The following is a 24,120-nucleotide window of genomic DNA, read 5'->3' on the forward strand; positions in this document are numbered from 1 at the left end:
AGCACGTTGCGCATCAGCGGCTGGTCGATGAGGGTCTTGCCGAACGCGGCGCGGTGCATCGCGTGCCACGTGGCGTTCGCGACCGCCCAGCGCATGCCCGCGGCCGAGCCGACGACGCAGTCCAGCCGGGTGTGGCCGACCATCTCGATGATCGTCGGGACGCCGCGGCCGGCCTCGCCGACGAGCCGGCCCCAGGTCCCGTCGAACTCGACCTCCGAGCTCGCGTTGGAGCGGTTGCCGAGCTTGTCCTTCAGGCGCTGCAGGCGGAACGGGTTGCGGGTCCCGTCGGGCAGCACGCGCGGGACGGCGAAGCACGACACGCCCTCCTCGGTCTGCGCCAGCACGAGGAAGAGGTCGCACATCGGCGCGCTGCAGAACCACTTGTGCCCGCGCAGGACGTACTCGCCGTCCGCCACCCGCGTCGCGGTCGTCGTGTTCGAGCGCACGTCGCTGCCGCCCTGCTTCTCGGTCATCGCCATGCCGCACTTGGCGTTGCCCTTCTCGGCGGCCGGGCGCAGCTCGCCGTCGTAGCCCGAGGCGGTCAGCAGCGGCTCCCACTCCGCGGCCAGGTCCGGGGTCGTCCGCAGCGCGGGGACGGCCGCGAAGGTCATCGTCATCGGGCAGCCGTGGCCGGCCTCGACCGCGCCGGTGGTGAGCCCGAGCGCCGTGCGCACCACATGGGCGCCCGCGCGGTCCGACGTCCACGGCAGGGCATGGAGGCCGTGCTCGGAGGCGAGCCCCATGAGCGCATGCCAGGCCGGGTGGAACTCGACCTCGTCGATGCGGTTGCCGTAGCGGTCGTGCGTGCGCAGCTTGGGCGGGTTCTCGTTGGCCTGCGGGCCCCACTCGAGCAGCGGCGTGCCGCCCCACACCTCGCCGATCCGCTCGGCCTGCTCGCGCCCCCACCCGCCGCCCTCGCGCTCGAGGGCCTCCTGCAGCGCACGATGGGTGGTGAACAGGTTCAGGGGCGCCAGCGGCGGGGCCTGGTTTGCGACCTCGTGGGTCGCGGCGGTCTGGATGGGGTGCTGCATCACGGACATGGTTCTGGGCTCCCGGTGATGGACCGTTGGCAGAAGGCGACCAGGCCGGCGACGAGGGCGTCCTCGTCCGGGCGGGCGCCGACAGGGGACAGGGGACCGACGAGCGCCTCCCCGAGCGCGCCGACCAGCGCGGCGGCGGTGAGGGAGGCGTCCTGCGCGGGGAGCTCCCCGCGGGCGATGCCGTCGGCCACGACGGCGGCGAAGACGGCCGCGTAGGCGCGCCGGAAGGCCAGGCGCTCGGCCTCGACGGCGGGGTCGACGGGCTCGGCGAGGAGCGCCCACGCCAGGCGCCGGCCCTGCAGGGCGCGGCACGCGAAGGTCTCGACCGCTGCGGCGATCCGGTCCTGCGCGGTGGTGCCGCCGGCCTGGGCGACGGCATCGACCTCGTGCTGGGAGGCGACCCGGAAGACCTCGGTGAGCAGGTCGGCCTTGGAGGGGAAGTGGCGGTAGACGGTGCCGGTCGCGACCTGCGCCCGCCTCGCCACCGCCGCGACCTGCGCCTCGCGGTAGCCGCCGCGCGCGACCAGCTCCAGCGCCGCCCGCACGATCTTGTCGCGCGTCTGCGTGCGGCGGGCCTCGGTGCGCTCGGTGGGGCGGTACGGCATGGGCGTGCGAAGAAGTGAACCACCGTTCATGCCTTGGTGCAACCGAGGCGCTACTCCGAAAGGAGCTTCGAAGCACGTTTGGAGCTGTTTGCGAGCTAGGGGGTCGGCAGAGTCCAGTACGCACGCGGATCGCGCGGCGACTTGCCGACCCATCGCACGAGGTGCTCCTGCTCCATGCGCCGCAGTCGCTTGAGCGCCGTGGGGTTGGACGTCCCGAGGACCTGGGCGATCTCTCCTGTGCTCATCCGATCGACGCTGCGCAAGGCGAACACGACAGCTCGGGCGTCGGCAGTGAGCTGTGCGTCGAGGGCTTGGTTCATCGGCTCGGCGCTGAGCGACACCACCACGCTGCCGGAGGTTTGCCGATAGACCGGGTCGTGAAGCCCCGCGTCGCGCATCTCTTGGAACATCCGCCGCACGCCCTCGCCGAGTTCTTGACCGAAGTGCAGGTCCGCGCACACTCGGGCGATGCGCGGATTGCGCGCGAAGCGGGCGATATTCAGGGGGTCGCTGAAGTCGACGAGCCCAGGCAGCCGCCCCGGGCTGGACACGTCGATGTGGTCGTCGAAGATCTCCACCCGGATGTGATCGCCGGCCATGCTGTAGGAGCGGTGAACGCCCGCGTTGACCACGGCCTCGAGCCATACCGGCTCCGGGATCAGGGGGATCAGTCCGAAACGGCCGTCCGGACCGAGGGCTCGGCGCGTGGGCTGCTCTTGCACGATCAGATCGCGAGCGGCGAGCAACTGCTGGGGGAGTGGCCCTTCGATGCGCTCGTCGGTCAGCAGCCGCTGGTGTTCCCCTTGACTGCGAGCGTATCCCTGATACCGCAGCACCCGGATGTAGGACTCGGGGATCCACGCCTGCGGCTCCTCGGCGAAGAGGAGGCAGCCCGCGATGGTCAACCGTCCGTCGCGCGCGAGGCCGCGCGCCTGAAAGAGGCGTCCCGGATCTGGATGCTGGACCGCTTCGGCGTAATGGCCGACAAGCACCTCGTCGAGGGGAATTGTCGCGTGCTCGGGAACGAGACGCGCCTCGTAGCTGGCTTGTCCCTTGTCGTACGTCAACTCCTGTCGCTGGGTGAAGTTCAGCTTGCGACTCTCGTCACCCACGCGGAGGTAGACCTCGTCCTTGGTGGTGGCGTGGACCGTATCGTCCGGTTCGATGTCGAGCACGAGGAGAAGGTCTTCGTCCTCGTTGCAGTTCACGCAGGGGACAAGTCGTGTGCGGACTCGGACGGGCGGAACCGTGTAGTCGATCGCCGCCTGCACATGCGCGTTACGGCGATCGACACGAGCGTCGGTCCCTTCGACGTCGCCGGAGGACAGGCCGACGACGATCGTGCCGCCTTCAGCGTTGGCGAAGGCGACCAGATGTGACGCGAGGTCGCGGGCTGCGATGCGCGCCGACTTCCGGTCGAACCACTGGTCTTCGGGGACGTCCAGTAGCAACGATCCGACCTTCGCGGGATCTGCGGCGAGTGCTTGTTCGACGATGACGGTGGACATGGCTACTCCAAAGATTTTGGAGTAGTTTAGAGCACGGCTGTCAGCGGCGCGCGCGCCGCCGGCGCCGTGCGCCCGTGAGCGCCATGCCGACGAACCCGACGGACGTCGTGACGAACGATGCGCCCGCGAAGGCGCGGTAGGCCGGGTGCTTGTCGATCTCCGGCGCCAGCGCCAGCGGCAGGAAGGACATCGCGTTGGTCCACGCGCCGACACCGAGGGGGATGGAAGCCCACTTCGGCGCATCCGGCACGGCGCTTCCGACCGCGACGGTGAGGCCGCCGAGGATCGCCATGTCGAGGTGCCACTGCTTGACCCGCGCCGCCGACTTGATGCCCAACAACCGCCGCGCGGCCTCAGGATCCTGGCGAACGAGCGTATACGGCCAGCCCGCGAGTGCGCCGGCGGCGACCTCCATAAGGCCGGAGACGACGAGCGCGGAGGGCACGGAGCGATCGGGCATGGCCGCGGATCCTGACACGACGATCACCCTCGCCGACGTCTGGCGCGCCGCGCGCGGGCTCGGCCGATACCGTTCGGCGCCCTCCGACTCCGAGCAGGCTCCACATGAAGATCATCTACACCCACACCGACGAGGCTCCGGCGCTCGCGACGAAGTCGCTGCTGCCGATCGTCGAGGCGTTCGCCGCCACGGCCGACGTCGAGATCGAGCTGCGCGACATCTCCCTCGCCGGCCGGATCCTCGCCCACTTCCCCGACCGCCTCGCCCCCGAGCAGCAGGTCGCCGACGCGCTCGCCGAGCTCGGGAAGCTGGCCCAGACGCCCGACGCCAACATCATCAAGCTGCCGAACATCAGCGCCTCGCTGCCCCAGCTGAAGGCCGCGATCGCCGAGCTGCAGGCCGACGGCTACGCGATCCCCGACTACCCCGAGGACCCCGCCACCGACGAGGAGCGCGACATCCGCGCCCGCTACGACGCGGTGAAGGGCAGCGCGGTCAACCCGGTCCTGCGCGAGGGCAACTCCGATCGCCGGGCGCCCGCGTCGGTCAAGGCGTTCGCGCGCAGGCACCCGCACTCGATGGGCGCCTGGTCGGCGGACTCCAAGACGCACGTCACGACGATGGACGGCGGCGACTTCCGCTCCACCGAGCGCTCGACCACCGTCCGGGAGCCGACCGACGTACGCATTGACCATGTCGCCGCCGACGGCACCGTCACGGTCCTCAAGGCGTCCACGCCGCTGCTGGCCGGCGAGGTCATCGACGCGTCGGTGATGCGCCGCGCCGCGCTGCAGGCGTTCTTCGCGCAGCAGATCGCCGAGGCGCAGGAGCAGGGCGTGCTCTTCTCCGTGCACCTCAAGGCCACCATGATGAAGGTCTCCGACCCCATCATCTTCGGCCACGCCGTCCGCGCCTTCGTCGGTGACGACGTCTACGCAGACGTCGGCGACGTGACGCCGAACGACGGCCTGGCCAGCCTGCTGAGCGCGCATCCCGAGGTCCAGGAGGCCGTCGAGGCCGCGCTCGCCGCCGGGCCCGACCTCTACATGGTCGATTCGGACCGCGGCATCACCAACCTGCACGCTCCCAGCGACGTGATCATCGACGCCTCGATGCCCGCGCTCGTCCGCGCGTCCGGCCAGGGCTGGGACGCCGCGGGCGCCCAGCGCGACGCCAAGTGCGTCATCCCCGACTCGAGCTACGCCGCGCTGTACGCCGAGACGATCGCGCACTGCAAGGAGCACGGCGCCTTCGACCCGGCGACGATGGGCACGACGCCGAACGTCGGGCTGATGGCCCAGAAGGCCGAGGAGTACGGCTCGCACGACAAGACCTTCGAGGTCGGCACGCCGGGCATCGTGCGCGTCGTCGACGCCGCCGGCACGACGCTGCTCGAGCACGACGTCGACGCGGGCGACATCTGGCGCATGTGCCAGACCAAGGACGCGCCGGTCCAGGACTGGGTCCGCCTCGCCGTCACCCGCGCGCGCGCGACCGGCGCCCCCGCTGTCTTCTGGCTCGACGAGACGCGCCCGCACGACGCCGAGCTGCTCGCGAAGGTCCGCCCCGCGCTCGAGGCGCTCGACACCGACGGCCTGCGGATCGAGATCCTCCCGGTCGACGAGGCCGCCCGCTTCACGCTCGACCGGGCCCGCCGCGGCGAGGACACCATCTCGGTCACCGGCAACGTCCTGCGCGACTACCTCACCGACCTGTTCCCGATCCTCGAGCTGGGCACGAGCGCGAAGATGCTCTCGATCGTCCCGCTCATGAACGGCGGCGGCCTGTTCGAGACCGGCGCCGGCGGGTCGGCGCCCAAGCACGTCCAGCAGTTCCTGAAGGAGAACCACCTCCGCTGGGACTCGCTCGGCGAGTTCCTCGCGCTGGCCGTGTCGCTGGAGATGCTCGCCGGCAAGACGGGCAACGCGCGCGCCCAGCTGCTCGCCGACACGCTCGATCGTGCCACCGGCAGCGTGCTGGAGGAGGGCCGCTCGCCGTCGCGCAAGGTCGGCGAGATCGACAACCGCGGCAGCCACTTCTACCTCGCGCTGTACTGGGCGCGGGAGCTTGCCGCCCAGACCGAGGACGCCGAGCTCGCGGCGCGCTTCGCGCCGCTGGCGCAGCGGCTGGCCGACGACGAGGCGGCGATCGTGCAGGAGCTCGCCGACGTCCAGGGCTCGCCCGTGGACGCCGGCGGCTACTACCGGCCGGATCCCGACCGGGTGGTCGCGGCCATGCGCCCGAGCGCGACGCTCAACGAGGCCTTGGCCTCGATCACCGAAGAACCCCAGCCCGACCCCCACCGATAGGTTTTCGACCCATGCCCAAGACTGTCACCGTGACCGGCGCTGCCGGCGCCATCGGATACGCCCTCCTCTTCCGCATCGCGTCGGGCCAGCTGCTCGGGCCGGACGAGAAGATCCGGCTCCGCCTCCTGGAGATCGAGCCCGCGCTGAAGGCTGCAGAGGGCACCGCCATGGAGCTCGTCGACTGCGCCTTCCCGCTGCTGGAGGCCATCGACATCACCGCCGACCCCAACGAGGCGTTCGACGGCGCCAACGTGGGCCTGCTCGTGGGCGCGCGCCCGCGGACCAAGGGCATGGAGCGCGCCGACCTGCTGGAGGCCAACGGCGCGATCTTCAAGCCGCAGGGCCAGGCCATCAACGCCCACGCCGCCGACGACATCAAGGTGCTCGTCGTGGGCAACCCGGCCAACACCAATGCGTTGATCGCCATGAGCAACGCGCCGGACGTCCCCGACGAGCGCTTCACCGCGATGACGCGCCTGGACCAGAACCGCGCCGTGGCGCAGCTCGCCAACAAGCTCGGCGTCGCCGTCACCAACGTCCGGGACCTGGTCGTGTGGGGCAACCACTCGCCGACGATGTTCCCCGACCTGTTCAACGCCACCGTCAACGGCGGGCCCGCCGTCGATGCCGTCGACGACATGGCGTGGTACGAGAACGAGTACCTGCCCAACGTCGGCAAGCGCGGCGCCGCGATCATCGAGGCGCGTGGCGCCTCCTCGGCCGCCAGCGCAGCGAACGCGGCCATCGACCACGTGCGCGACTGGGCGCTCGGGGCCGACGGCCTGCGTTCCATGGCGGTCCCCTCGGGCGGCCAGTACGGCGTCGAGGAGGGCCTGATCTCGAGCTTCCCGGTCCGCACGAGCGGCGGCGCCTACGAGATCGTCGAGGGCCTGGACGTCGGCGACTTCGCCCAGTCCAAGATCGACATCACGGTCGACGAGCTCAAGGGCGAGCGCGACGCCGTCCGCGAGCTCGGCCTGATCTAGGCTGGGGCGACTGAGCGCCTACGCGGCGTCCATCGGATGCCAGCCCCGGCCCTCCTTGCGGATGAGGCCGTCCTTCTGGAGGCCGGGGAGCACCCGATAGAGGTAGTTCTGCTGGATGCCCATCTGCTCGGCGATCTCGGGGATCGTGATGCCGGGGTTGGCGCGCACCGCATCCAGCGCCTGCTTGCCGCGCGTGCCAGAGCCGCGCGGCCGGCCGCGCCGGCCGTTGCCCTCGCCGCCGCCGGACCCGCTGGAGCGCCGGCGCGCGGGCGTCGCGGCTCCGGTGGGGTTCACGCCGTCCAGTGCGGCGACGGCCGCCTCCAAGCGGTGGAACTCGTCCACCAGCGGGCGCAGCTCCTTGAGACGCTCCTGCATCTCGCGCCGCTTCTCGTCCAGAAAATCTGCCATCGCCTGCCTGCCCTCTCCCCAAAGTTACTGTTAGTGGAAGTGAGTGTCACACGGATCGGTGGAGAAGGTCAATGCGATGCACGCTGTGATGCACCCGGTGGGTGCGTGGCCCGGGCTCAGCTGCCGCGTTCCACCAGCGCCTTGAGGCGCTGCAGCGACGCGTTGGCCTCCTTGGCCGGCAGCCCGCCGACGAGCGCGTGGCTGGCGAGCGCGCCCAGCGGGCCCAGCGGGGCGCGGAACTCGTTGCGGTAGTCGAACCGCGTGCCGCCCTTGCCGTTGTCAGACAGGCGGTACTCGGTCTCGGCGTGCGAGCGGGCCGGCCCGCGGCCCTTCCACTCGGCATGGTGAGGAGCGTCGTTGGTCTCCAGCTGCCATTTCACCTTGAACTTCGCTCCGCGCAGGCTGAGCACTTGCTCCATCGTGTCCGGTGAGTAGGACAGCAGCTCACGGTGGATGGTGACCCAGTCACCCAACTGCCGAGGGTCCATCACGGTGCGCCAAACGTCTTCGACGGGCGCGTCGATGTCGATGCTCGTGGACACGTCGCTCACTGGCGTGAACCCTACCCGCGGGGCGGGCGGTCAGCGCGCTCGCAGCTCCTCGACGGCCTCCCAGTCGCGCAGCGCCCGCTCGATCGCGGCGTCGAGGCGGTGCAGGCGCACGCCGAGCAGCCCGGCGGCTTCGCCGTCGCGCGGCAGCAGGTCGCCCTCCAGGCCCTCCATGAGCGGCCCGATGAGCGCGTGGTCCTCGCCGGCGATCGCGGCCGCCACGCGGCTGGCCACGGGCGTCAGGTTGAAGCCCAGGGGGATCGGCGCGCGTCCCACCAGCAGCGCGTCCCGGATGCGGGCGACCAGCTCGCCGTAGGTCACGACGTCGGGGCCGGCGATGTCGAGCGACAGCGGCCGGTCGACCGCGGGCGAGGAGCCGCCCGCCAGCAGGAAGGCCAGGACGTCGCGCCCGTCGATGGGCTGGGTGCGGTTCTCGCGCCAGGCCGGCAGCGGCATGACCGGCACGCGCTCGACGAGCCGCACGAGGAACCTGAACGAGCGCGAGCGCGCGCCGATGACGATCGAGGCGCGCAGCGCGAGCGCCTCGGGCGCCGCCTCCAGCAGGGTCTGCTCGACCTCGAGGCGGCTGGCGAGGTGGTCGGACGCCGCGCCCGTGGCCGGCACGAGGCCGCCGAGGTAGACGACCCGGCGCACGCCGGCGCGACGGGCGGCCTCGGCGAACGCCTCCGCGGCACGGCGCTCGCGCGAGCGGAAGCCGTCGGCCGGTCCGCTGCCGGGCGCCCCGGTCTCCATCGAGTGGATGAGGAAGAAGGCGACGTCCACGCCGTCGAGCGCTCGGTCGAGGCCTTCGCCGCTGACGGCGTCGCCGGTGACGATGTCGAGGTTGCCGACGTCCACGCCGGCGGCGGCCACGCGCCCCGGGTCGCGGGCGAAGGCGCGGACGGGCCGGCCGGCGGCCTGCAGGCGCGGGATCAGCGCGGCTCCGACGTAGCCGCTGGCTCCGGTAACGAGGACGGTCATCGAGGGATGGACTGTGCCCGATCCGCGCCCCGTACGATCCCCGCATGACGCAGGCAGACCCTTCGGGCGAGTGCGACGTCGCCGTCGTCGGCGGCGGCATCATCGGCCTCGCCACCGCACGCGAGCTGCAGCGGCGCCGGCCGGACGCGCGCATCGTGGTGCTCGAACGTGAGGACGCGGTCGGCCGGCACCAGACCGGCTCGAACTCCGGGGTCGCGCACGCCGGCATCTACTACGCGCCGGGATCGCTGAAGGCGCAGTTGTGCGTCGAGGGTGTGCGCGAGATGTACGCCTTCTGCGAGGAGCACGACATTGCCCACGAGCGCTGCGGCAAGGTCATCGTGGCGCTGGAGCGCTCCGAGCTCGCCGGGCTCGACACCCTGGAGGCGCGCGGGCGCGCCAACGGCGTGCCGGGCCTGCGGCGCATCGGTCCGGCCGAGCTGGCCGAGATCGAGCCGCACGCCGCGGGGATCGCCGCGCTGCACTCGCCCGACACCGGGATCGTCGACTTCGGCGCCGTGGCACGCGCGCTGGCGGCGCAGCTGGAGGCGGGCGGCGCGGTGGTCGCCACGGGCGCGGGGGTGACGGCGATCTCCCGCGACGGCGGTCCGGGCGGCGCCGCGACGCGCGTCGTGCACGCCCGCGGCGAGCTGCGCGCTCGGCGCGTGCTCACCTGCGCGGGCGCGTGGTCTGACCGCGTGGCGGTCGCCGCGGGCGCCGATCCCGACCCGCGCATCGTGCCGTTCCGCGGCGGCTACCTGCGCCTGGCGCCCGAGGCGCGCCACCTCGTCCGCGGGCTGATCTACCCCGTGCCCAACCCGGAGCTGCCGTTCCTCGGCGTGCATCTGACGCGCCGCGTCGACGGCGAAGTGCTCCTCGGGCCGACGGCGCTGCTGGTCGGCGCGCGCGACGCCTACACCTTGACCCGCGTGCGCGGCGAGGACCTGCGCGCCACGCTGGCCTGGCCCGGCACCTGGCGCATGATGCGCCGCTGGTGGCGGACCGGCCTGACCGAGCTGCATCTCGCGGCCAGCCGCCGCGCCCTGGTCGCGGCGTGCGCGCGCTACGTGCCCGCCGTCGGGCCCGGCGACGTGGAGCCGGGGCCGGCGGGGATCCGCGCCCAGGCCGTCGCGCGCGACGGCGCGCTGGTCGACGACTTCGTGGTCCACGAGGCCGGGGGAGCGATCCACGTGCGCAACGCGCCGTCGCCCGCCGCGACCTCTTCGCTGGCCCTCGCGCGGCTGATCGCCGACCGCGTCGCAGCAGCCGGATAGCAGGTCGCCGGGAGGCACGCCGGAGTTCCTCGCATCCTCCCCGCAAACACCGTGAAACGGTGGTCGATTCCCGCTCTTAGCAGGGATTTCGGGCCTTTCTCGCCATTTGCGGGATGGCCGTGACGCCGTCCGATGCGGATGTATGCGATTTGCGGGAAGGGGCGTTGCGTGGGTCCCTTGCAACGTGCTTCGATGCCGGCCGTGGTGCACGAGCGGACCCAGCAGGAGGAGAACGGAACACGGATGTCGAAGGCGCGCGCAAAGACCAAGAAGCCCAGTTGCGACGACTGCTACTTCCGTTGCAACCTGCTCTGCGCGCTGTCGGTCGACGAGCCCTGTGCGACGTTCCGCCCCGACCACCCCGAGGGGCTGCGCCCGCCGCGCCAGCTGCGGTTCCACTTCCGCCAGCCGGGCCGCACCACCGCCGCCTGGGCGTTCCCCAACGCCCAGGAGCAGGCCGCGCTGCACGGATAGTCTGGCCTCCATGAAGATCCGTGCCGCCGTGCTGGAGGAGTTCGGGCAGCCCCTCGTCGTCCAGGAGATCGACCTCGACGGTCCCGGCCCGGGCGAGGCGCTGGTCCGCCTGGAGGCCTGCGGCGTCTGCCACACCGACATGTACACCGCCTCGGGCGCCGACCCCTCCGGGTACGCGCCGGCGGTCCTGGGCCACGAGGGCGCGGGCGTCGTGGAGGCCATCGGGGAGGGCGTCACGTCGGTGCTGCCGGGCGACCACGTCGTCACGCTGTTCTCGCCGCAGTGCCGCGAGTGCCTCCACTGCCGCAGCGACAAGACGAACCTCTGCCTGGCGATCCGCGAGCAGCAGAACCTCGGCCACCTGCCCGACGGCACCACGCGCCTGCACCGCGGCGAGGAGCGCATCCGCCACTTCATGGGCACCTCGACGTTCGCCGAGGCGACCGTCATGCCCGAGATCGCGCTGGCCAAGATCGACCCGGCGGCGCCGCTGGCCACGGTGGCGACGCTCGCGTGCGGCGCGACCACCGGCATCGGCGCCGCGCTGTACGTCGCCAAGGTGGAGCGAGGCTCGACGGTCGCGGTGTTCGGCGCGGGCCTCGTCGGCCTCGGCGCGGTCGCGGGCGCGCGGCTGGCGGGCGCCGACCGGATCATCTGCGTGGACTTGGACGAGGGCCGGCTGGCGCAGGCCCGCGCGCACGGCGCGACCGACACGTTCGTCGGGGGGCCGGACGCCGTGCAGCAGATCCTCGACATGACCGACGGCTTCGGCGCCGACTACACGTTCGAGGCGACCGGCAGCGTGAAGGTCATGCGCCAGGCCGTCGAGTCCGCCCGCATGGGCTGGGGCCTGGCCACGGTCGCCGGCGTCGCGGGCAAGGGCGAGGTGCTCGAGGTCGTGCCGCGGTACCTGATCACCGGGCGGCGGATCGCCGGCGCGTCGTTCGGCGGCGCCAAGGGACGCGACCGCGTCCCCGAGCTCGTGGACCGCTACCTGGCCGGCGACCTCGATCTCGACGCGTTCGTCACGCAGCGCATCGGGCTCGACGAGGTCAACGACGCCTTCGCGGCGATGGATCGCCACGAAGGCGTGCGGACCGTGATCACGTCGTTCTAGATCTAAGGTCTACGCGCGGGCGCCGCGCGGCGCCGAGGGCAACAGCCCGCGCAGCAGGTCCAGCGCGGCGTCGCCGGGGCGGCGCGGCGCGCGGCCGGTGAGGCTCGCGACGCGCTGGCGCAGGAGCTCCACGATCGGTGCAGAGACCGCGAACGGGTCGGCGACCCAGCGGCCGTCGGCCAGCGACGCGGCGGCGACGTAGCGGTCGCCCGAGAGGGCGACGAGGTGCGGTCCGGCGGGCAGCCGCTGGCTGTCGAGCCGCGCGAGCCGCTCCAGCGCCGCGGCGTCGTCGGCGGTGGCGCGACGGATGGTGATGGGGGCGGTGGAGGAGGTCATGGGCCTATCTTGCGCGCCTCGCGGCATCAAGTCCAATGATGACTTGACCTGGCTGCGATCATGGTTCGTGATGCTCGACCTGAAGCTGCTGACGACGTTCCGGGAGGTCGCCCTGCGCCGCTCGTTCAGCGACGCGGCCGTCGCGCTGGGCTACACGCAGCCGGCGGTCTCGCAGCACGTGTCGCGGCTGGAGGCGGCCGTCGGCGTGCGCCTGCTGGACCGCGACGCGCGCGGCGTGCATCCGACGCCCGCGGGCGAGCTGCTGCTCACCCGCGCCGCCTCGCTCCTGGACGCGGCGCGCCGGGCCGAGGAGGACGTCCGCTCCGCCGCGGGCGCCGGCCGCCCGACCGTCCGCATCGGCGCGTTCCCGACCGTCGCCGCCGGCCTGTTGCCGGGCGCGACCCGCGACCTTCGCGCCCGCCGGCCCGACCTGCGCCTCGAGGTGCGCGTGCTGGAGCCCGAGCCCGCGATCGACGAGTTGCTGAGCGGGCGCGTCGACCTGGCCACGGTCATCGACTCCGAGCTGCAGCCGGTCGGCGCGCGGCCCGGCGTCGACCACGTCCACCTCTGCGACGACCCGCTGCTGCTGGTCATGCCGGCCGAGCACCCGATGGCCGGCCGCGCCTCGATCGGGCTCGAGGAGCTCGCCGAGCAGGACTGGCTGCTGCCCGACGTCGGCGGGACCTGCCCGGACTCGAACATCGTCCTGCGCGCCTGCCGCGACGCGGGCTTCGAGCCGAACATTCGCCTCGCGTTCGACGACTACAACGCGCTGCAGGGCATGGCCGCGGCCGGCGTCGGCGTGGCGCTCATCCCGAGCCTCGCCACCGCCAACGTCCGCAGCGACGTCGCGATCTGCCCCCTCCGCGGCCGCCCACCCGAGCGGCGCATCCAGGCGGCCGTCCGCGTCGGCGAGAACGACCCGCTCGTCGACCACGTCGTCGAAGCGCTCCGCGCCGCCGCCCGGGCGCTGCCCACGGGCCGCCCGCTGGCCGCGGTGGCCTGAGCCGCGTCAGCCGCCGGCCGCCCGGCGGCTCCGCCGGCCGCAGGGACTACAGTGCCCGCCTGAGGAGAAGGGGGTCAAGGATGCGCATCACCGTGCTGGGCAAATCGCCCTCCTGGCAGGACGCCGGAGGAGCATGCAGCGGGTACCTCGTCGAGGAGGCCGGGACGTTCCTCCTGGTCGACTGCGGCAACGGCGTGTTCGGCAAGCTGCGCGAGCATCGCGACTACGTCGCCGTCGACGCCGTGGTCATCTCGCACCTGCACGCCGACCACTTCCTCGACCTCGTGCCCTACGCGTACGCGCTGACCTACGCGCCGCGCCAGCAGCCCGTGCCGGTCGACGGCTGGCCGGGCACCGACCGCCCCGCGCGCCCGCGCCTGTTCGCCCCGCACGGCGCCGCCCAGACGTTCCGGCGCATCGTGGGCACGTGGGGCGCCGAGGACCTCGTCGAGAACGCCTTCGACATCCACGAGTACGCGGCGACCGAGGAGCTCGAGGTCGGCGCGCTGCGCGTGCGCTTCCACGAGGTCCCGCACTTCCTGCCGACGTGCGCGATCGAGGTGCGCTCCGCCGCCGACGGCGCCGCGCGCTTCACCTACGGCGCGGACTCGGCGCCGACCGACGAGCTCGTCCGCTTCGCGCAGGACACCGACCTGCTGATGGTGGAGGCGACGCTCCCGCGGCCCGAGCGCGCCGGGGTGCGCGGGCACCTCACGCCCGCCGAGGCCGGCGAGCACGGCCGCCGCGCCGGCGCCCGGCGGCTGGTCATCACCCACTTCTCCGACGAGATGGACGCGCAGTGGGCGCAGCGCGAGGCCGAGCGCACCTTCGGCGGACCGGTGACGGTCGCCCGGGAGGGCGCCGTCTACGAGCTGTAGGCCGGGAGGCCTCGCGGGGACGGTACATTCGTCGCGTGCCTCCCGAGCGCGACCTCTTCGCCAACTTCGAGCGGATGCGCCGCGAGATGGACGAGCTGTTCGGCGACGTCTTCGGCGGCGGGGTGCTGGGCCCCCATCACCGCGGCGGCTTCTCGCCCGCGGTCGACGTGTTCTACGAGAACCCGCCCGCCCCCGACCTGCCGCGCGCGGTGGTGCACGCCGAGCTGGCGGGCATCGATCCCGACGAGATCGGGCTGGAGATCGAGGGGCGCGAGCTGGTCATTGCCGGCCATCGCCGCCCGACCGACTCCGAAGGCCGCGTCTACCAGCAGCTCGAGATCGACTTCGGGCCGTTTCGCCGCGTGATCCCCCTCGGCGCCGACGTCGTCGCCGAGGAGGCCCGCGCCACCTACCGCGACGGCATCCTGCGGGTCGAGCTGCCGCTGCTGCGCCCCGAGTCGCGTGCCCGCCGGGTGCCGATCGAGGTGCCCGACCCGGACGCTCCCGCGCCGCGGTCCGGGTCCGGCGTCTGAGCGTCCCCGTCAGGTCTTCTTCGCGCAGAGGTTGTAGGTGCGCGCGCTGCGCACCGTCGTGCCCTTCGTCGTCACGCCCTTGATCGAGACCTTCAGCGCGCCCTTCGGCAGCCCCTGGAAGACGAGGCGCGCGCGGAACGCGCCCGTGCTCGCGACCTTCTTGCCCTTGACCGTCTTCTTGGCGAAGGAGAACGTCACCGACTTCCAGCGCCGGCTGCGCGGCGGCCTGACGTTGACGACGACGACGCGCCGCGACGCGCAGATGAGCGACGCCGTGGGCGGCGCGGCCGCGGCCGCCGCCACCGTGGCCGCGACGCTCGCCGCCACCGTGTCCGGACGGGCGGCCGCCGGCGCGCGCACGCCGACCACGTACGGACCGGCCACCAGGGCCTGGCTCACCGTCACGTCGCTCGGCACGCTGCGTCCCGACACCTGCGCGGTCGGCACCACCATGGTGCCGGCCACCGCGTCGGCGGCGACCGTCAGCTTGTAGGCCACCGACTTGGCCGACCCCGCCACGATCGTCGCGAAGCTGCCCGGGTCGAACGGCATGCGCGTGCCGCTCGCGTCGGTCGGCGAGCCCGCCGCCGCGCCCGCCGGCACGCCGGCGCTCGCGTGGACGTCGGTGACGTCCTCGTGGCCGGCGGCCGCTACGACGTTCAGCGTGCAGAACAGCGAGTCGCCGGCCAGCAGGGGCGCGCCGTCGAGGTCGACGCAGCCCAGCGCGCTGGCGCTGAGCACCGCCGGGCCGGGCGCGACGGTGATCGCCGGGGCGCCGAGCCCGACCGACCCGTAGGACTCGCTCAGCGCGTTCTGCCAGCTCGCCGTCGCGTTGACGAAGAGCGTCGTCCCGCCCGGCAGCGCGGGGTCGACGGTCACGCGGAAGCGCAGCGCGCCGGCGGTGGCGCCGGACTTCACGCCGTCGGGCAGCGCGGCGGCCGACCACGTGACGCCGGTGGCGGAATGCGCCGTCTCGTTGCCGCCCGCCGTCCACGTCGTGCCGCGCGGGATCGGCGCCGTGACCGTGACGCCGACGGCGTCCTCGCGGCCCGGCGCGTTGGCGAGCCGGAACGTGCACTCCAGCGTGTCGCCCGCCCGCAGGGGCGGCGCGCCGGCGTCGGCGCACGCCGTCGTGCTGGCGCCCAGGTCAGCGGGCTGCGGCATGACGGTCAGCGCCGCCGCGGTCAGGATCGTGTCGGGCTCGACGCCGTTGCGGATCCGCGCGACCGGCTGGATCGACGCGCCGGGGTCGGCGTCCGCCGCGACGCGCAGGCGGACGGTCGCCGGCTTCGAGAAGCTCGGGTTCATCAGCCCGAGCACGACCGTGCCGAAGTGGATGGAGGTGGGGTGCAGCGGGTCGTCGGGCACGCCCTGGGCATACGGCAGCGGGTCGAAGGCCGTGGCCGTCGGAATCGAGACGTCGGCCGTGACGGCGTTCGCGTTGGCGGGCCCGAGCACGCGCGCGACGAGCGTGCACTGCACGAGATCGCCCGGTCGCGTCGAGCCGTCGACCGCGGCGCACGAGAGCGTCGAGAAGGACAGGTCGGCCGGATCGGCGTGGGCTGGTGCTGCGCATGCTGACGCCAGGGCAAGCGCTGCGACGGCCGCGATGAGCGGACGTCGAACCTGGGACGGGTCCATATGTCGCCTCCTCCTAGCGACGGCCTCCCAGCACGCGGACGCGATCCTACCCGCCGGTAGGTCCCCGGCGCCAGTCCCGATGCCCGCGGGGTACAGTCGGCGACGTGATCGAGATCAGCGCTGAGGGGGGCGGGCGGCCGGTCGAGGTGGGGGTGCGCAACGGCGTGCCCGACACGCTGCCCGTGCTGCCGCTGCGCGAGACCGTCCCGCTGCCCGACACGCTGACGCCGCTGGCCATCGGCCAGGAGCGCTCCGTGCAGCTGGTCAACGACGTCCTGGCCGGCGACCGGCTGCTCGTGATGGTCGCCTCGCGCAACCCCGAGCTGGAGGCGCCCGGGCCCGAGGATCTCTACGACGTCGGCGTCGTCGGCGCGGTCGCCCGCATGATCAAGGTTCCCGACGGGACGCTGCGGATCCTCGTCCAGGGCGCCCAGCGCGTGCGCCTGAGCGAGTGGGTCCAGCGCGAGCCCTACCTCGTGGCCGACGTGCAGGAGCTGCCCGACGAGGTGCGGGAGTCGCCGGAGCTGACGGCGCTGACGCGCAACGTGCAGGGCACGTTCAGCCGCATCGTCGAGCAGGCGCCCTACCTGCCCGAGGAGCTGCAGCTCGCGGTCGCCAACATCGACGACGCCTCGACGCTCAGCCATCTGATCGCCGGCTCGCTGCGCCTGCCGACCGAGGAGAAGCAGGCGCTCCTGGAGGAGCTCGACGTCGGCCGCCGGCTGCGCCGCCTCGCCGAGACGCTGGCCCGCGAGCTGGAGGTCATCTCGATCGGCTCCGAGATCCAGTCCCAGGTCCAGTCCGAGATCGACAAAGGTCAGCGCGAGTACGTGCTGCGCCAGCAGCTCAAGGCGATCCAGGACGAGCTCGGCGAGTTCGACGAGTCCGCCGAGGAGGCGCGCGAGCTGCGCGAGCAGCTGGCCGACATCGACCTGCCCGAGGACGTCCGCAAGCAGGCCGACCGCGAGCTGCGCCGCCTCGAGCAGCTCCCCGCCCAGGCGGCCGAGCACGGCGTGATCCGCAACTACCTCGAGTGGATCGCCTCGCTGCCGTGGGGCAAGAGCACCGAGGACGACCTCGATCTCGTGCACGCGCGCGTGGTCCTCGACGAGGACCACTACGACATCGAGCAGGTCAAGGACCGCATCCTCGAGTTCCTCGCGGTGCGCAAGCTCGTGGGTGGGCGGGGTGAGGTCTCCCGTGGCACCATCCTCTGCTTCGCGGGCCCGCCGGGCGTCGGCAAGACGTCGCTGGGCAAGTCGGTGGCGCGCGCGCTGGGGCGGCGGTTCGAGCGCATCAGCGTCGGCGGCGTGCGCGACGAGGCCGAGATCCGCGGCCACCGCCGGACCTACATCGGCGCGATGCCCGGCACGATCATCCGCGCGCTGCGCGACGCCGGATCCGACAACCCGCTGTTCATGATCGACGAGATCGACAAGATGGGCGCCGACTTCCGCGGCGATCCGTCCAGCGCGATGCTCGAGGTGCTCGACCCCGAGCAGAACGCGAGCTTTCGCGACCACTTCCTCGACGTGCCGTTCGACCTGTCCAAGGTCATGTTCGTCTGCACGGCCAACGACCTCGATCGCGTGCCCGGGCCGTTGCGCGACCGCATGGAGATCATCCAGCTCGCCGGCTACACCGAGGACGAGAAGCTGCAGATCGCCAAGCGCTACCTCGTCCCGCGCCAGATCGAGCGCAACGGCCTCAAGAAGTCCTGGATCGCGTTCGGCGACAAGGCGCTGCGCCGGGTCATCTCCGACTACACCCGCGAGGCGGGCGTCCGCGGGCTGGAGCGCGAGATCGGCACGATCGCGCGCAAGGTCGCGCGGCGCGTCGCCGAGGCCGAGCCGGGGACCAAGCCCGCCAAGGTGACCATCACGCCCGAGCGCGTGCGCGAGCTGCTCGGCCGCGCGCGCGTGCACTCCGAGGCCAAGCGCCGCACCCAGACGGCGGGCGTCGCCACGGGGCTGGCGTGGACGCCGGTCGGCGGCGACGTGCTGTTCATCGAGGCCTCGGCGACGCCGGGCACCGGCAAGCTCGTGCTCACCGGCCAGCTCGGCGACGTCATGAAGGAATCCGCGCAGGCCGCGCTGACCTGGGTCAAGGCCCACGCGCACGACGTTGCGCCCGAGCTCGAGGACGCCTGGTTCGGCGACCACGACCTGCACGTCCACGTGCCCGCGGGCGCCACGCCCAAGGACGGACCGAGCGCCGGCATCACGATGGCGACCGCGCTGGCGTCGCTGATCTCGCGGCGCCCGGTCCGCGACGACGTCGCGATGACGGGGGAGATCACGCTGACCGGCCAGGTCCTGCCGATCGGCGGCCTCAAGGAGAAGGCCCTCGCCGCGCAGCGCAACGAGGTCCGCACCGTGATCGCCCCGGCCCTCAACGAGGCCGATGCCGAGGACGTGCCCGAGCATCTGCGCCGCCGCCTGGAGTTCGTGTGGGTCAACGAGGTCGGCGAAGTGCTGGCCGCCGCGCTCCAAGCGCCTGCGTGACATCCCCCGGGGTGCGGGTATGCTCGGCAAAGACGCACGACCCCGACCCAAAGAGGGAAGCTGCATGGCCAAGAAGAAGAAGGCGGCCGCTGCCGCCGGCGCCGTCACCGCGGCCCGCTCAAACCCGTATGTCCAGCGGGTCATCGAGGACGACGACCTGCGCGACAACGTCCGCGTCGCCTTCGAGGCTGCGCGCGACGCCTACGATCGCCTGTCCAACGGCAAGGCGCCCGCCAAGGTCATCTCCGATGACAAGAAGTTCCACAAGGACCTCCAGGTCGCCGCCGAGGCGCTCAAGGACGCCGGTTCGTCCCTGCGCGCGGGTCCCAAGCGCAAGAAGCGCGGCGGCTTCGGCCGCAAGCTCCTGCTGCTCGCGATCGCCGGCGGCCTCGCGGTTGCGCTGAGCGCGGACCTGCGCTCGAAGATCCTGGACACGCTGTTCGGCGCCGAGGAGGAGTTCGACTACACCTCCACGACCGCTCCGTCGGCCACGCCGACGGCCGGCAGCGCCGCGTAGGCACGCTCGTCCGACATCGTCGCGAGCGCCAAGGGCGTCCCTCCGGGGCGCCCTTCCTCGTGGCGTCGCAGGCTGGCCAGCCAGCTAGGATGCGGCAATGGAGGCCGCGACCCAGCGCTCGCAGCTCAGCGGCGAGAAGGCGCAGCGCATCGTGGACGCCATGCGGGCGTCGGTGGCGCTGCGCGGCGTCGCGGGCTCGACGTTCGACCACGTCGCGCGCGACGCCGGCGTCTCGCGGGGGCTGCTGCACTACTACTTCGGCTCCAAGGAGCGGCTGCTCGCCGAGGTCGTCAAGCGCGACACGGAGCTGCGCATGGCGTCGCTGGACGGCCAGCTCGCCGCCGCCTCGTCGGCCGAGGACTTCATCGCGATGCTGCGCGACACCCTCGAGTCGCTGATCCGCGACGACACCGAGTTCCTCACGCTGTCGTTCGAGGTCTTCACGCTCTCGCGGCGCAACCCCGACATCGCCACCGAGTTCACGCAGCTCGTGCGCCGCACGCGCCAGCAGGTCGCCGCGGTGCTGGCCGCCAAGCAGGCCGAGGGCGTCCTCGAGCTGCGGGCCGAGCCGGAGGCGATCGCCGAGATCATCTTCGGCCTGGGCGACGGCCTGGCGCTCCGCATCCTGGGCGAGCCCGACCGCGACCACCGCGCGACGGTCGCCGCGGGCACGATGGCCGTGGCCGCGCTGATCCGCTAGTGGGGCTCGCGGAAACGTTAGACCGGAAATGGCGTTGCGGTGTCGAAGGAGGATGCATCCGAGTTTTGGAGGTGCTCGTTGCGTCCCGCAGAGGTGTTCGTGCGGAGCCTGGATCCCGGTGAGGCCCGCAAGCTCAAGCGTGTAGCGACCGATGCCAAGCATCGGTGCTCGCGGATCCGAGCGATGATCTTGTTGGCCTCGGCGACCGAGATGGCCGCGCCGCAGATCGCCCAGCTGTATTTGACCGATGCCGAGCATGTGCGCAAGGTCATCCACGCGTTCAACGACCGCGGGTTCAGTTCGTTGGACCCTGACTATCGGGGCGGGCGTCCCAAGAAAGTCACGCCCCAGCAGCGCGACGAGATCGTCTGTGTCGCGCGCGCCCGCCCCGATTCCCAGGGCGTGGCGCTGACCAGATGGTCGATCGCAAAGCTCGCTCAGCATCTGGCCGAGCAGCAGATCGCGCGGCTCTCGCCGACCGGGCTGCGCGCGCTGTTGGATGAGGCCGGCCTGTCCTTTCAGCGCACCAGGTCATGGAAATGGAGTCCCGACCCGGAGTTCAAGACCAAGGCCGAACGCGTGCTCGGGCTCTACCGCCAAGCGCCCTCCGACGGCCCGGTCGTGTGCTTTGACGAGATGGGCCCGATCCAGCTGATTCCCCACCAGGGCGCCGGCTGGGCCCCGACCGGCCGGCCCGAACGCCATCGAGCGACCTACAACCGCCACGGCGGGACGCGCTACCTGTTCGGCGCTTATGACGTCCACGCCGACCGGCTCTTTGGCCGGCTACGCACCCACAAGGCCGCGCGCGACGTCCTGGGTTTTCTCAAGACGATCCGGATGCGCTACCCCGCCAAGCGCCGGATCTACTTGATCATGGACAACATCTCCGCGCACTGGACCCAGGAGATCCGCCAGTGGGCGGCCGACAGCAACGTCGAGCTGGTCGCTACCCCGACCTACGCCAGCTTTCTCAACCGCATCGAGTGCCACTTCGGAGCGATCGGTGAGTTCACCATCAAGAACACCGACTATCCCGACTGGGACACCCTGGCCAAGGCCATGGCCGACTACATCAGCCTGCGCAACCGCACCCACGGCGGCGGACCGATCGCCCAACTCGAAGCCCGCCGCCGCGTCGCCTAACCCCGAACTCCTTTGCCGCCAAACCAAAACGCGCGACCCACTAGCGGCGGCCGCGGCGGCGTTCGCCCCGGCCGTCGCAGTGTTACGTCGCTGTCGCAGATGTCCTTCCGCGCCAGCGGTACACGCCGGACCGGAGCCGAACGCAACGGCCAGGTGGCTCAGCCACGCGGCGGCCCGGCTACAGCCGGAACCGCAGCGGCGTCTCGGCCGTCTGGAACGCCGACGTGCGGTCGTGCGGCGGCGCGCAACGGGCGATGGGACCGTCGCGGCGCGTGGCCAGCCAGGCGTCGATCTGGGCGGCCGGGAGCGGGCGGCTGAGGACGAAGCCCTGGATCGCGTCCGCGCCGAGGTCGGAGAGCAGCGCCCAGGTGTCGTCGTCCTCGACGCCCTCGGCGACGACGCGCAGGCGCAGCGAGCGGGCGAGGTCGAGCGTCGTGCGGACGATCGCGGCGTCGTCGGCGTCGGTCGCCATGTCGGTGACGAACGAGCGGTCGATCTTCAGCTCGGCCACCGGCAGGCGGCGCAGGTGCGCCAGCGACGACCAGCCGGTGCCGAAGTCGTCGAGCGCGATCCGCACGCCGAGGCGCGCGATCGCGTCGAGGGTCGCGGCGGCCCGCTCGGGGTCGGCGATCACGCCGTCCTCGGTCACCTCGAGCGCCAGGCACGTCGGGGGCACGTCGCGGCAGGCCAGCAGGCGCGCGACGTCGCCGGGCAGGTCCGGGTCGAGCAGGTCGGAGGCCGCGAGGTTGACGGCGACCGTGAGGTCGAGGCCGTCGGCGCGCCAGCGCGCGAGCTGCGTCAGCGCGCGGTCGAGCACCTTGCGCGTCAGCTTGGGCATCAGGCCTGAGCGCTCGGCCAGCGGCAGGAAGTCGGGCGGCATCAGCAGGCCGTGGACCGGATGCTGCCAGCGCACGAGCGCCTCCACGCCGAGGACGCGCCCGAGCTGCGGGTCGACCTTCGGCTGGTAGTAGACGACGAGCTCGTCGCGGTCCAGGCCGGCGCGCAGCTGCTGGCCGAGGGCGAGGCGGTCGCGGGTGTGCAGGTCGCGCTCGGGGTCGTAGAGCGCGACGCCGCCGCCGGCGCCCTTGGCGAGGTACATCGCGACGTCGGCGCGCCGCAGCAGCTCGCCGTCCTCGGTCGCATGGTCGGGGTAGAGCGCGACGCCGACGCTCGCGCCGATGTCGAGCTCCAGGCCCTCGACCTCGAACGGGCGCTCGATCGCGTCGATCACCTTGCGCGCGGCCGTCATGGCCGCGGCGGTGTCGTTGCCCGGCGCCAGCAGCACGGCGAACTCGTCGCCGCCGAGGCGGGCCAGCAGCGCGCCGCGCTCCAGGGCGGTGCTGAGCCGGCGCCCGACGAGCTGCAACAGCGTGTCGCCGGCGCCGTGGCCGAGCGTGTCGTTGAGGTCCTTGAACCGGTCGAGGTCGAAGATCAGCAGCGCGAAGGGCAGCCCCTCGGCCTCGGCCTCGCGCAGCACGGTGTCCAGCCGGCGGTGGAAGTGGCGGCGGCTCGGCAGCCCCGTCAGCTCGTCGGTGAGCGACTCGTGGCGGGCGTCGGCCAGCAGTTGGACCTCGCGGAGCGTGAGCGTGGTGCGGGCCAGCGCGACGGCGACCGCGGCGAGCGCGAGCCCGGCGGTGATGCCGTTGAGGCCGGCGATCCGGTCGTAGGCCAGCAGGCCGAGCGCGACGGCGCTGAAGACGGCGGGGACGAGCAGGACGCGGATGCCCTCGACGCGCAGGCCCTCGGGGGCCGCCGGGCGCTGCCACGGCGCGAGCGCCAGGAGGGCCAGGCCCATGCACCAGAGCAGGTCGGGCACGCCCTGGGCGATCGATCCGCCCGCGGCGACCTCGTCGAGGTTCGTGGTGTCGCCGGCGAACCAGCAGAGCATCGCCGAGCCGATCAGCAGCCAGCGGGCGCCGGGACGCCAGCCGGACATCGCGACGATGGCGATGACCAGGACGATGAACGCGAGATCCGCGAGCGGGTAGGCGGACTGGACCGCGACGCCGAAGCGCGAGCGGACCGCGTGCTCGAAGACGGTGCCGTAGACGAGCGCGATCCCGGCGGCGGCGATCGTGAGCGCGGCGAGCAGGCCGTCGAGCCACATGCTGGCCGGCGCCCGGACGAACGAGCGGCGCAGCAGCATCGCGATCGACGCGTAGGCGGCGGGGTAGAAGGCGAACCACAGCGGGTCCGACGCCGACGGGATCGGCGGGTGCGCGTCGCCGCTCCACAACGCCGACCACAGCAGCGAGCCCGCAGCGTAGGAGGCCACTCCACCGGTGAGCGGGATCCACGCACGGCGCTCGCGCTCCACCGCGATCACCCGCATCGCCAGCGAGGCGGTCGCGAGCAGCGCGCCGAACGACAGCGCCCAGCGATGGACGTCGTGGCCGGCGGCGCCGAGCCCGATCAGGGCGTCGACCAGCAGGAAGGCGATCAGCGCTCCGAGCACGACCGCGCACGCGCCCAGCGTGACGCGCATCCTTGGAGAGATCTCCGCGAAGGAGGGCACACCCATGCTCACGGGGTGATCGACGGCTGCATGGCCCCGCTTGAGCGGCGTGCAAGGACGCTGTCGGCGGAGCGCCGGGGTGCCCGAACCTGCACGAGAGTGGACGGAACTTGCGCTTGCCGTGCGCGAACCTCTGCAGAATGGTGCGAGGCGTGGACAGCGCCACCAGGGGGGAGGAGCCTGCACCACCCCATGACCGACCGCGCCGACCCCTACCGCAGCGTCGCTCGCGAGCTGCTGTGCGTGCTGGCCACCGAAGGGCGGCCCATGAGCCTGCGCGAGCTCGAGCAGCCCGGCCGGCTGTGCGAGGACGACGCGGCCTTCCAGCTCTCGGTCGCGCGCGTCGCGGGGTTCGTCCGCTCGGTGCCGGCCGCCGAGGCGCGGACGGAGCCTTGCTACCAGCCGACGACGCTCGGCTGGATGATCGCCCGGCGCACGCGGGCGTGGACGGCGGCGCAGGAGCTGCGCCGCCTTGAGGACTCCCTGGCGGTCTAGATGAGTTGTTCCACGGGTTCGCTGCCGCCGCTGACCGGCCCGGCCGGCGCCTGAGGCCACCCGATCCCTTGCCGATCCGACCAGGATCGGCTGCGAGATCGTGCGACCCCAGGCATCCGCCCGGACCAGCCATCGACGG

At 72.7% G+C, this 24,120-nt stretch carries 23 protein-coding genes; 13 read left to right on the plus strand and 10 right to left on the minus strand.

Translation table 11 applies throughout. The features are described 5' to 3' along the window. The 4 genes from VK501_RS19675 to VK501_RS19690 all read right to left on the minus strand — a co-directional run. On the minus strand, positions 1 to 1,040 hold a 1,040-nt coding region (locus VK501_RS19675; protein ID WP_349261043.1), incomplete at its 3' end, for an acyl-CoA dehydrogenase family protein. Continuing rightward, on the minus strand, positions 1,031 to 1,645 hold the full coding sequence (locus tag VK501_RS19680) for a TetR/AcrR family transcriptional regulator (RefSeq protein WP_324340379.1): 615 nt from the start codon (positions 1,643 to 1,645) through the stop codon (positions 1,031 to 1,033). The genes VK501_RS19680 and VK501_RS19675, both read right to left, overlap by 10 nt. A gap of 95 nt (positions 1,646 to 1,740) precedes the next feature. Continuing rightward, the gene (locus VK501_RS19685; protein WP_324340381.1) at positions 1,741 to 3,153 is read right to left on the minus strand and encodes an ATP-binding protein; all 1,413 of its coding nucleotides are present in this window, start codon (positions 3,151 to 3,153) and stop codon (positions 1,741 to 1,743) included. Between the two features lie 40 nt (positions 3,154 to 3,193). Beyond that, positions 3,194 to 3,613, minus strand: coding sequence for a hypothetical protein (locus VK501_RS19690; RefSeq protein WP_324340382.1), 420 nt, complete (start codon positions 3,611 to 3,613; stop codon positions 3,194 to 3,196). Between the two features lie 104 nt (positions 3,614 to 3,717). Here VK501_RS19690 and VK501_RS19695 point away from each other — a divergent pair, with 104 nt between their 5' ends. Together VK501_RS19695 and VK501_RS19700 are read left to right on the plus strand one after the other, a co-directional pair. Beyond that, positions 3,718 to 5,922, plus strand: a complete 2,205-nt coding sequence (locus VK501_RS19695; protein WP_324340383.1) for an NADP-dependent isocitrate dehydrogenase — start codon at positions 3,718 to 3,720, stop codon at positions 5,920 to 5,922. An 11-nt stretch (positions 5,923 to 5,933) separates the two neighbouring features. Further along, the gene (locus VK501_RS19700; RefSeq protein ID WP_324340385.1) at positions 5,934 to 6,908 is read left to right on the plus strand and encodes a malate dehydrogenase; all 975 of its coding nucleotides are present in this window, start codon (positions 5,934 to 5,936) and stop codon (positions 6,906 to 6,908) included. A gap of 18 nt (positions 6,909 to 6,926) precedes the next feature. Here the strand turns inward: VK501_RS19700 and VK501_RS19705 are convergent, their stop codons facing one another. From VK501_RS19705 to VK501_RS19715, 3 genes are all read right to left on the minus strand, one after another. Then, positions 6,927 to 7,316 (minus strand): hypothetical protein, encoded by a 390-nt coding sequence (locus tag VK501_RS19705; protein ID WP_324340387.1) that lies wholly within the window; start codon positions 7,314 to 7,316, stop codon positions 6,927 to 6,929. Positions 7,317 to 7,432: 116 nt separating this feature from the next. Beyond that, positions 7,433 to 7,867 carry an SRPBCC family protein gene (locus tag VK501_RS19710; RefSeq protein ID WP_324340389.1) on the minus strand — a complete coding sequence of 145 codons (435 nt, stop codon included), beginning with the start codon at positions 7,865 to 7,867 and terminating at the stop codon, positions 7,433 to 7,435. A gap of 30 nt (positions 7,868 to 7,897) precedes the next feature. Next, complete coding sequence (locus VK501_RS19715; RefSeq protein ID WP_324340391.1) at positions 7,898 to 8,845, minus strand: NAD(P)H-binding protein; 948 nt, start codon at positions 8,843 to 8,845, stop codon at positions 7,898 to 7,900. 44 nt (positions 8,846 to 8,889) lie between these two features. Between VK501_RS19715 and lhgO the strand changes: the two genes are divergently transcribed. The 3 genes from lhgO to VK501_RS19730 all read left to right on the plus strand — a co-directional run bounded on the left by lhgO (position 8,890) and on the right by VK501_RS19730 (position 11,710). Next, complete coding sequence (gene lhgO, locus VK501_RS19720) at positions 8,890 to 10,119, plus strand: L-2-hydroxyglutarate oxidase (protein WP_324340393.1); 1,230 nt, start codon at positions 8,890 to 8,892, stop codon at positions 10,117 to 10,119. 192 nt (positions 10,120 to 10,311) lie between these two features. Beyond that, positions 10,312 to 10,593 carry a hypothetical protein gene (locus VK501_RS19725; protein WP_324340395.1) on the plus strand — a complete coding sequence of 94 codons (282 nt, stop codon included), beginning with the start codon at positions 10,312 to 10,314 and terminating at the stop codon, positions 10,591 to 10,593. 10 nt (positions 10,594 to 10,603) lie between these two features. Continuing rightward, the gene (locus tag VK501_RS19730) at positions 10,604 to 11,710 is read left to right on the plus strand and encodes an alcohol dehydrogenase catalytic domain-containing protein (RefSeq protein ID WP_324340397.1); all 1,107 of its coding nucleotides are present in this window, start codon (positions 10,604 to 10,606) and stop codon (positions 11,708 to 11,710) included. Positions 11,711 to 11,719: 9 nt separating this feature from the next. On the opposite strand, the gene VK501_RS19735 is transcribed toward VK501_RS19730, so the two are convergent. Beyond that, positions 11,720 to 12,046, minus strand: a complete 327-nt coding sequence (locus VK501_RS19735; RefSeq protein ID WP_324340398.1) for a hypothetical protein — start codon at positions 12,044 to 12,046, stop codon at positions 11,720 to 11,722. A gap of 70 nt (positions 12,047 to 12,116) precedes the next feature. On the opposite strand from VK501_RS19735, the gene VK501_RS19740 reads away from it, so the two are divergent. The 3 genes from VK501_RS19740 (at position 12,117) to VK501_RS19750 (ending at position 14,463) form a co-directional block, all read left to right on the plus strand. Next, entirely contained in the window at positions 12,117 to 13,052 is a 936-nt protein-coding gene (locus VK501_RS19740; RefSeq protein WP_324340400.1) for a LysR family transcriptional regulator, read from the plus strand. Positions 13,053 to 13,132: 80 nt separating this feature from the next. Beyond that, positions 13,133 to 13,930 (plus strand): MBL fold metallo-hydrolase, encoded by a 798-nt coding sequence (locus tag VK501_RS19745; protein ID WP_324340402.1) that lies wholly within the window; start codon positions 13,133 to 13,135, stop codon positions 13,928 to 13,930. Positions 13,931 to 13,965: 35 nt separating this feature from the next. After that, positions 13,966 to 14,463, plus strand: coding sequence for an Hsp20/alpha crystallin family protein (locus VK501_RS19750; protein WP_324340404.1), 498 nt, complete (start codon positions 13,966 to 13,968; stop codon positions 14,461 to 14,463). A 9-nt stretch (positions 14,464 to 14,472) separates the two neighbouring features. Here VK501_RS19750 and VK501_RS19755 read toward each other — a convergent pair whose 3' ends face one another. After that, on the minus strand, positions 14,473 to 16,104 hold the full coding sequence (locus VK501_RS19755; protein ID WP_324340406.1) for a hypothetical protein: 1,632 nt from the start codon (positions 16,102 to 16,104) through the stop codon (positions 14,473 to 14,475). A gap of 104 nt (positions 16,105 to 16,208) precedes the next feature. On the opposite strand from VK501_RS19755, the gene lon reads away from it, so the two are divergent. The 4 genes from lon (at position 16,209) to VK501_RS19775 (ending at position 20,971) form a co-directional block, all read left to right on the plus strand. Beyond that, positions 16,209 to 18,608 (plus strand): endopeptidase La, encoded by a 2,400-nt coding sequence (gene lon / locus VK501_RS19760; protein ID WP_324340408.1) that lies wholly within the window; start codon positions 16,209 to 16,211, stop codon positions 18,606 to 18,608. Between the two features lie 64 nt (positions 18,609 to 18,672). Next, entirely contained in the window at positions 18,673 to 19,125 is a 453-nt protein-coding gene (locus tag VK501_RS19765; RefSeq protein WP_324340410.1) for a hypothetical protein, read from the plus strand. Between the two features lie 97 nt (positions 19,126 to 19,222). Then, on the plus strand, positions 19,223 to 19,825 hold the full coding sequence (locus VK501_RS19770; protein WP_324340412.1) for a TetR/AcrR family transcriptional regulator: 603 nt from the start codon (positions 19,223 to 19,225) through the stop codon (positions 19,823 to 19,825). 93 nt (positions 19,826 to 19,918) lie between these two features. Further along, positions 19,919 to 20,971: an IS630 family transposase gene (locus VK501_RS19775; protein WP_324340414.1), complete on the plus strand. Its 1,053-nt coding sequence runs from the start codon at positions 19,919 to 19,921 to the stop codon at positions 20,969 to 20,971. Positions 20,972 to 21,149: 178 nt separating this feature from the next. Here VK501_RS19775 and VK501_RS19780 read toward each other — a convergent pair whose 3' ends face one another. After that, positions 21,150 to 23,456: a putative bifunctional diguanylate cyclase/phosphodiesterase gene (locus VK501_RS19780; protein WP_324340416.1), complete on the minus strand. Its 2,307-nt coding sequence runs from the start codon at positions 23,454 to 23,456 to the stop codon at positions 21,150 to 21,152. Positions 23,457 to 23,678: 222 nt separating this feature from the next. Between VK501_RS19780 and VK501_RS19785 the strand changes: the two genes are divergently transcribed. Beyond that, the gene (locus VK501_RS19785; protein WP_324340418.1) at positions 23,679 to 23,981 is read left to right on the plus strand and encodes a hypothetical protein; all 303 of its coding nucleotides are present in this window, start codon (positions 23,679 to 23,681) and stop codon (positions 23,979 to 23,981) included. Positions 23,982 to 24,120: the final 139 nt, after the last annotated feature.

Origin of the sequence: Baekduia sp. (assembly GCF_035318805.1) — a bacterium.
In the GTDB taxonomy this organism is placed as follows: Bacteria; Actinomycetota; Thermoleophilia; order Solirubrobacterales; family Solirubrobacteraceae; genus Baekduia.

Excerpts from the sequence above, each read along its gene's own strand:
- VK501_RS19695 (WP_324340383.1), top strand. The coding sequence starts at position 3,718 with ATGAAGATCATCTACACCCACACCGACGAGGCTCCGGCGCTCGCGACG.
- VK501_RS19730 (WP_324340397.1), top strand. The coding sequence starts at position 10,604 with ATGAAGATCCGTGCCGCCGTGCTGGAGGAGTTCGGGCAGCCCCTCGTC.
- VK501_RS19715 (WP_324340391.1), bottom strand. The coding sequence starts at position 8,845 with ATGACCGTCCTCGTTACCGGAGCCAGCGGCTACGTCGGAGCCGCGCTG.
- lhgO (WP_324340393.1), top strand. The coding sequence starts at position 8,890 with ATGACGCAGGCAGACCCTTCGGGCGAGTGCGACGTCGCCGTCGTCGGC.
- VK501_RS19770 (WP_324340412.1), top strand. The coding sequence starts at position 19,223 with ATGGAGGCCGCGACCCAGCGCTCGCAGCTCAGCGGCGAGAAGGCGCAG.
- VK501_RS19780 (WP_324340416.1), bottom strand. The coding sequence starts at position 23,456 with ATGCGCGTCACGCTGGGCGCGTGCGCGGTCGTGCTCGGAGCGCTGATC.
- VK501_RS19755 (WP_324340406.1), bottom strand. The coding sequence starts at position 16,104 with ATGGACCCGTCCCAGGTTCGACGTCCGCTCATCGCGGCCGTCGCAGCG.
- VK501_RS19745 (WP_324340402.1), top strand. The coding sequence starts at position 13,133 with ATGCGCATCACCGTGCTGGGCAAATCGCCCTCCTGGCAGGACGCCGGA.
- VK501_RS19705 (WP_324340387.1), bottom strand. The coding sequence starts at position 7,316 with ATGGCAGATTTTCTGGACGAGAAGCGGCGCGAGATGCAGGAGCGTCTC.
- VK501_RS19785 (WP_324340418.1), top strand. The coding sequence starts at position 23,679 with ATGACCGACCGCGCCGACCCCTACCGCAGCGTCGCTCGCGAGCTGCTG.
- VK501_RS19735 (WP_324340398.1), bottom strand. The coding sequence starts at position 12,046 with ATGACCTCCTCCACCGCCCCCATCACCATCCGTCGCGCCACCGCCGAC.
- VK501_RS19725 (WP_324340395.1), top strand. The coding sequence starts at position 10,312 with ATGCCGGCCGTGGTGCACGAGCGGACCCAGCAGGAGGAGAACGGAACA.
- VK501_RS19685 (WP_324340381.1), bottom strand. The coding sequence starts at position 3,153 with ATGTCCACCGTCATCGTCGAACAAGCACTCGCCGCAGATCCCGCGAAG.
- VK501_RS19680 (WP_324340379.1), bottom strand. The coding sequence starts at position 1,645 with ATGCCGTACCGCCCCACCGAGCGCACCGAGGCCCGCCGCACGCAGACG.
- VK501_RS19765 (WP_324340410.1), top strand. The coding sequence starts at position 18,673 with ATGGCCAAGAAGAAGAAGGCGGCCGCTGCCGCCGGCGCCGTCACCGCG.
- VK501_RS19690 (WP_324340382.1), bottom strand. The coding sequence starts at position 3,613 with ATGCCCGATCGCTCCGTGCCCTCCGCGCTCGTCGTCTCCGGCCTTATG.
- VK501_RS19740 (WP_324340400.1), top strand. The coding sequence starts at position 12,117 with ATGCTCGACCTGAAGCTGCTGACGACGTTCCGGGAGGTCGCCCTGCGC.
- VK501_RS19700 (WP_324340385.1), top strand. The coding sequence starts at position 5,934 with ATGCCCAAGACTGTCACCGTGACCGGCGCTGCCGGCGCCATCGGATAC.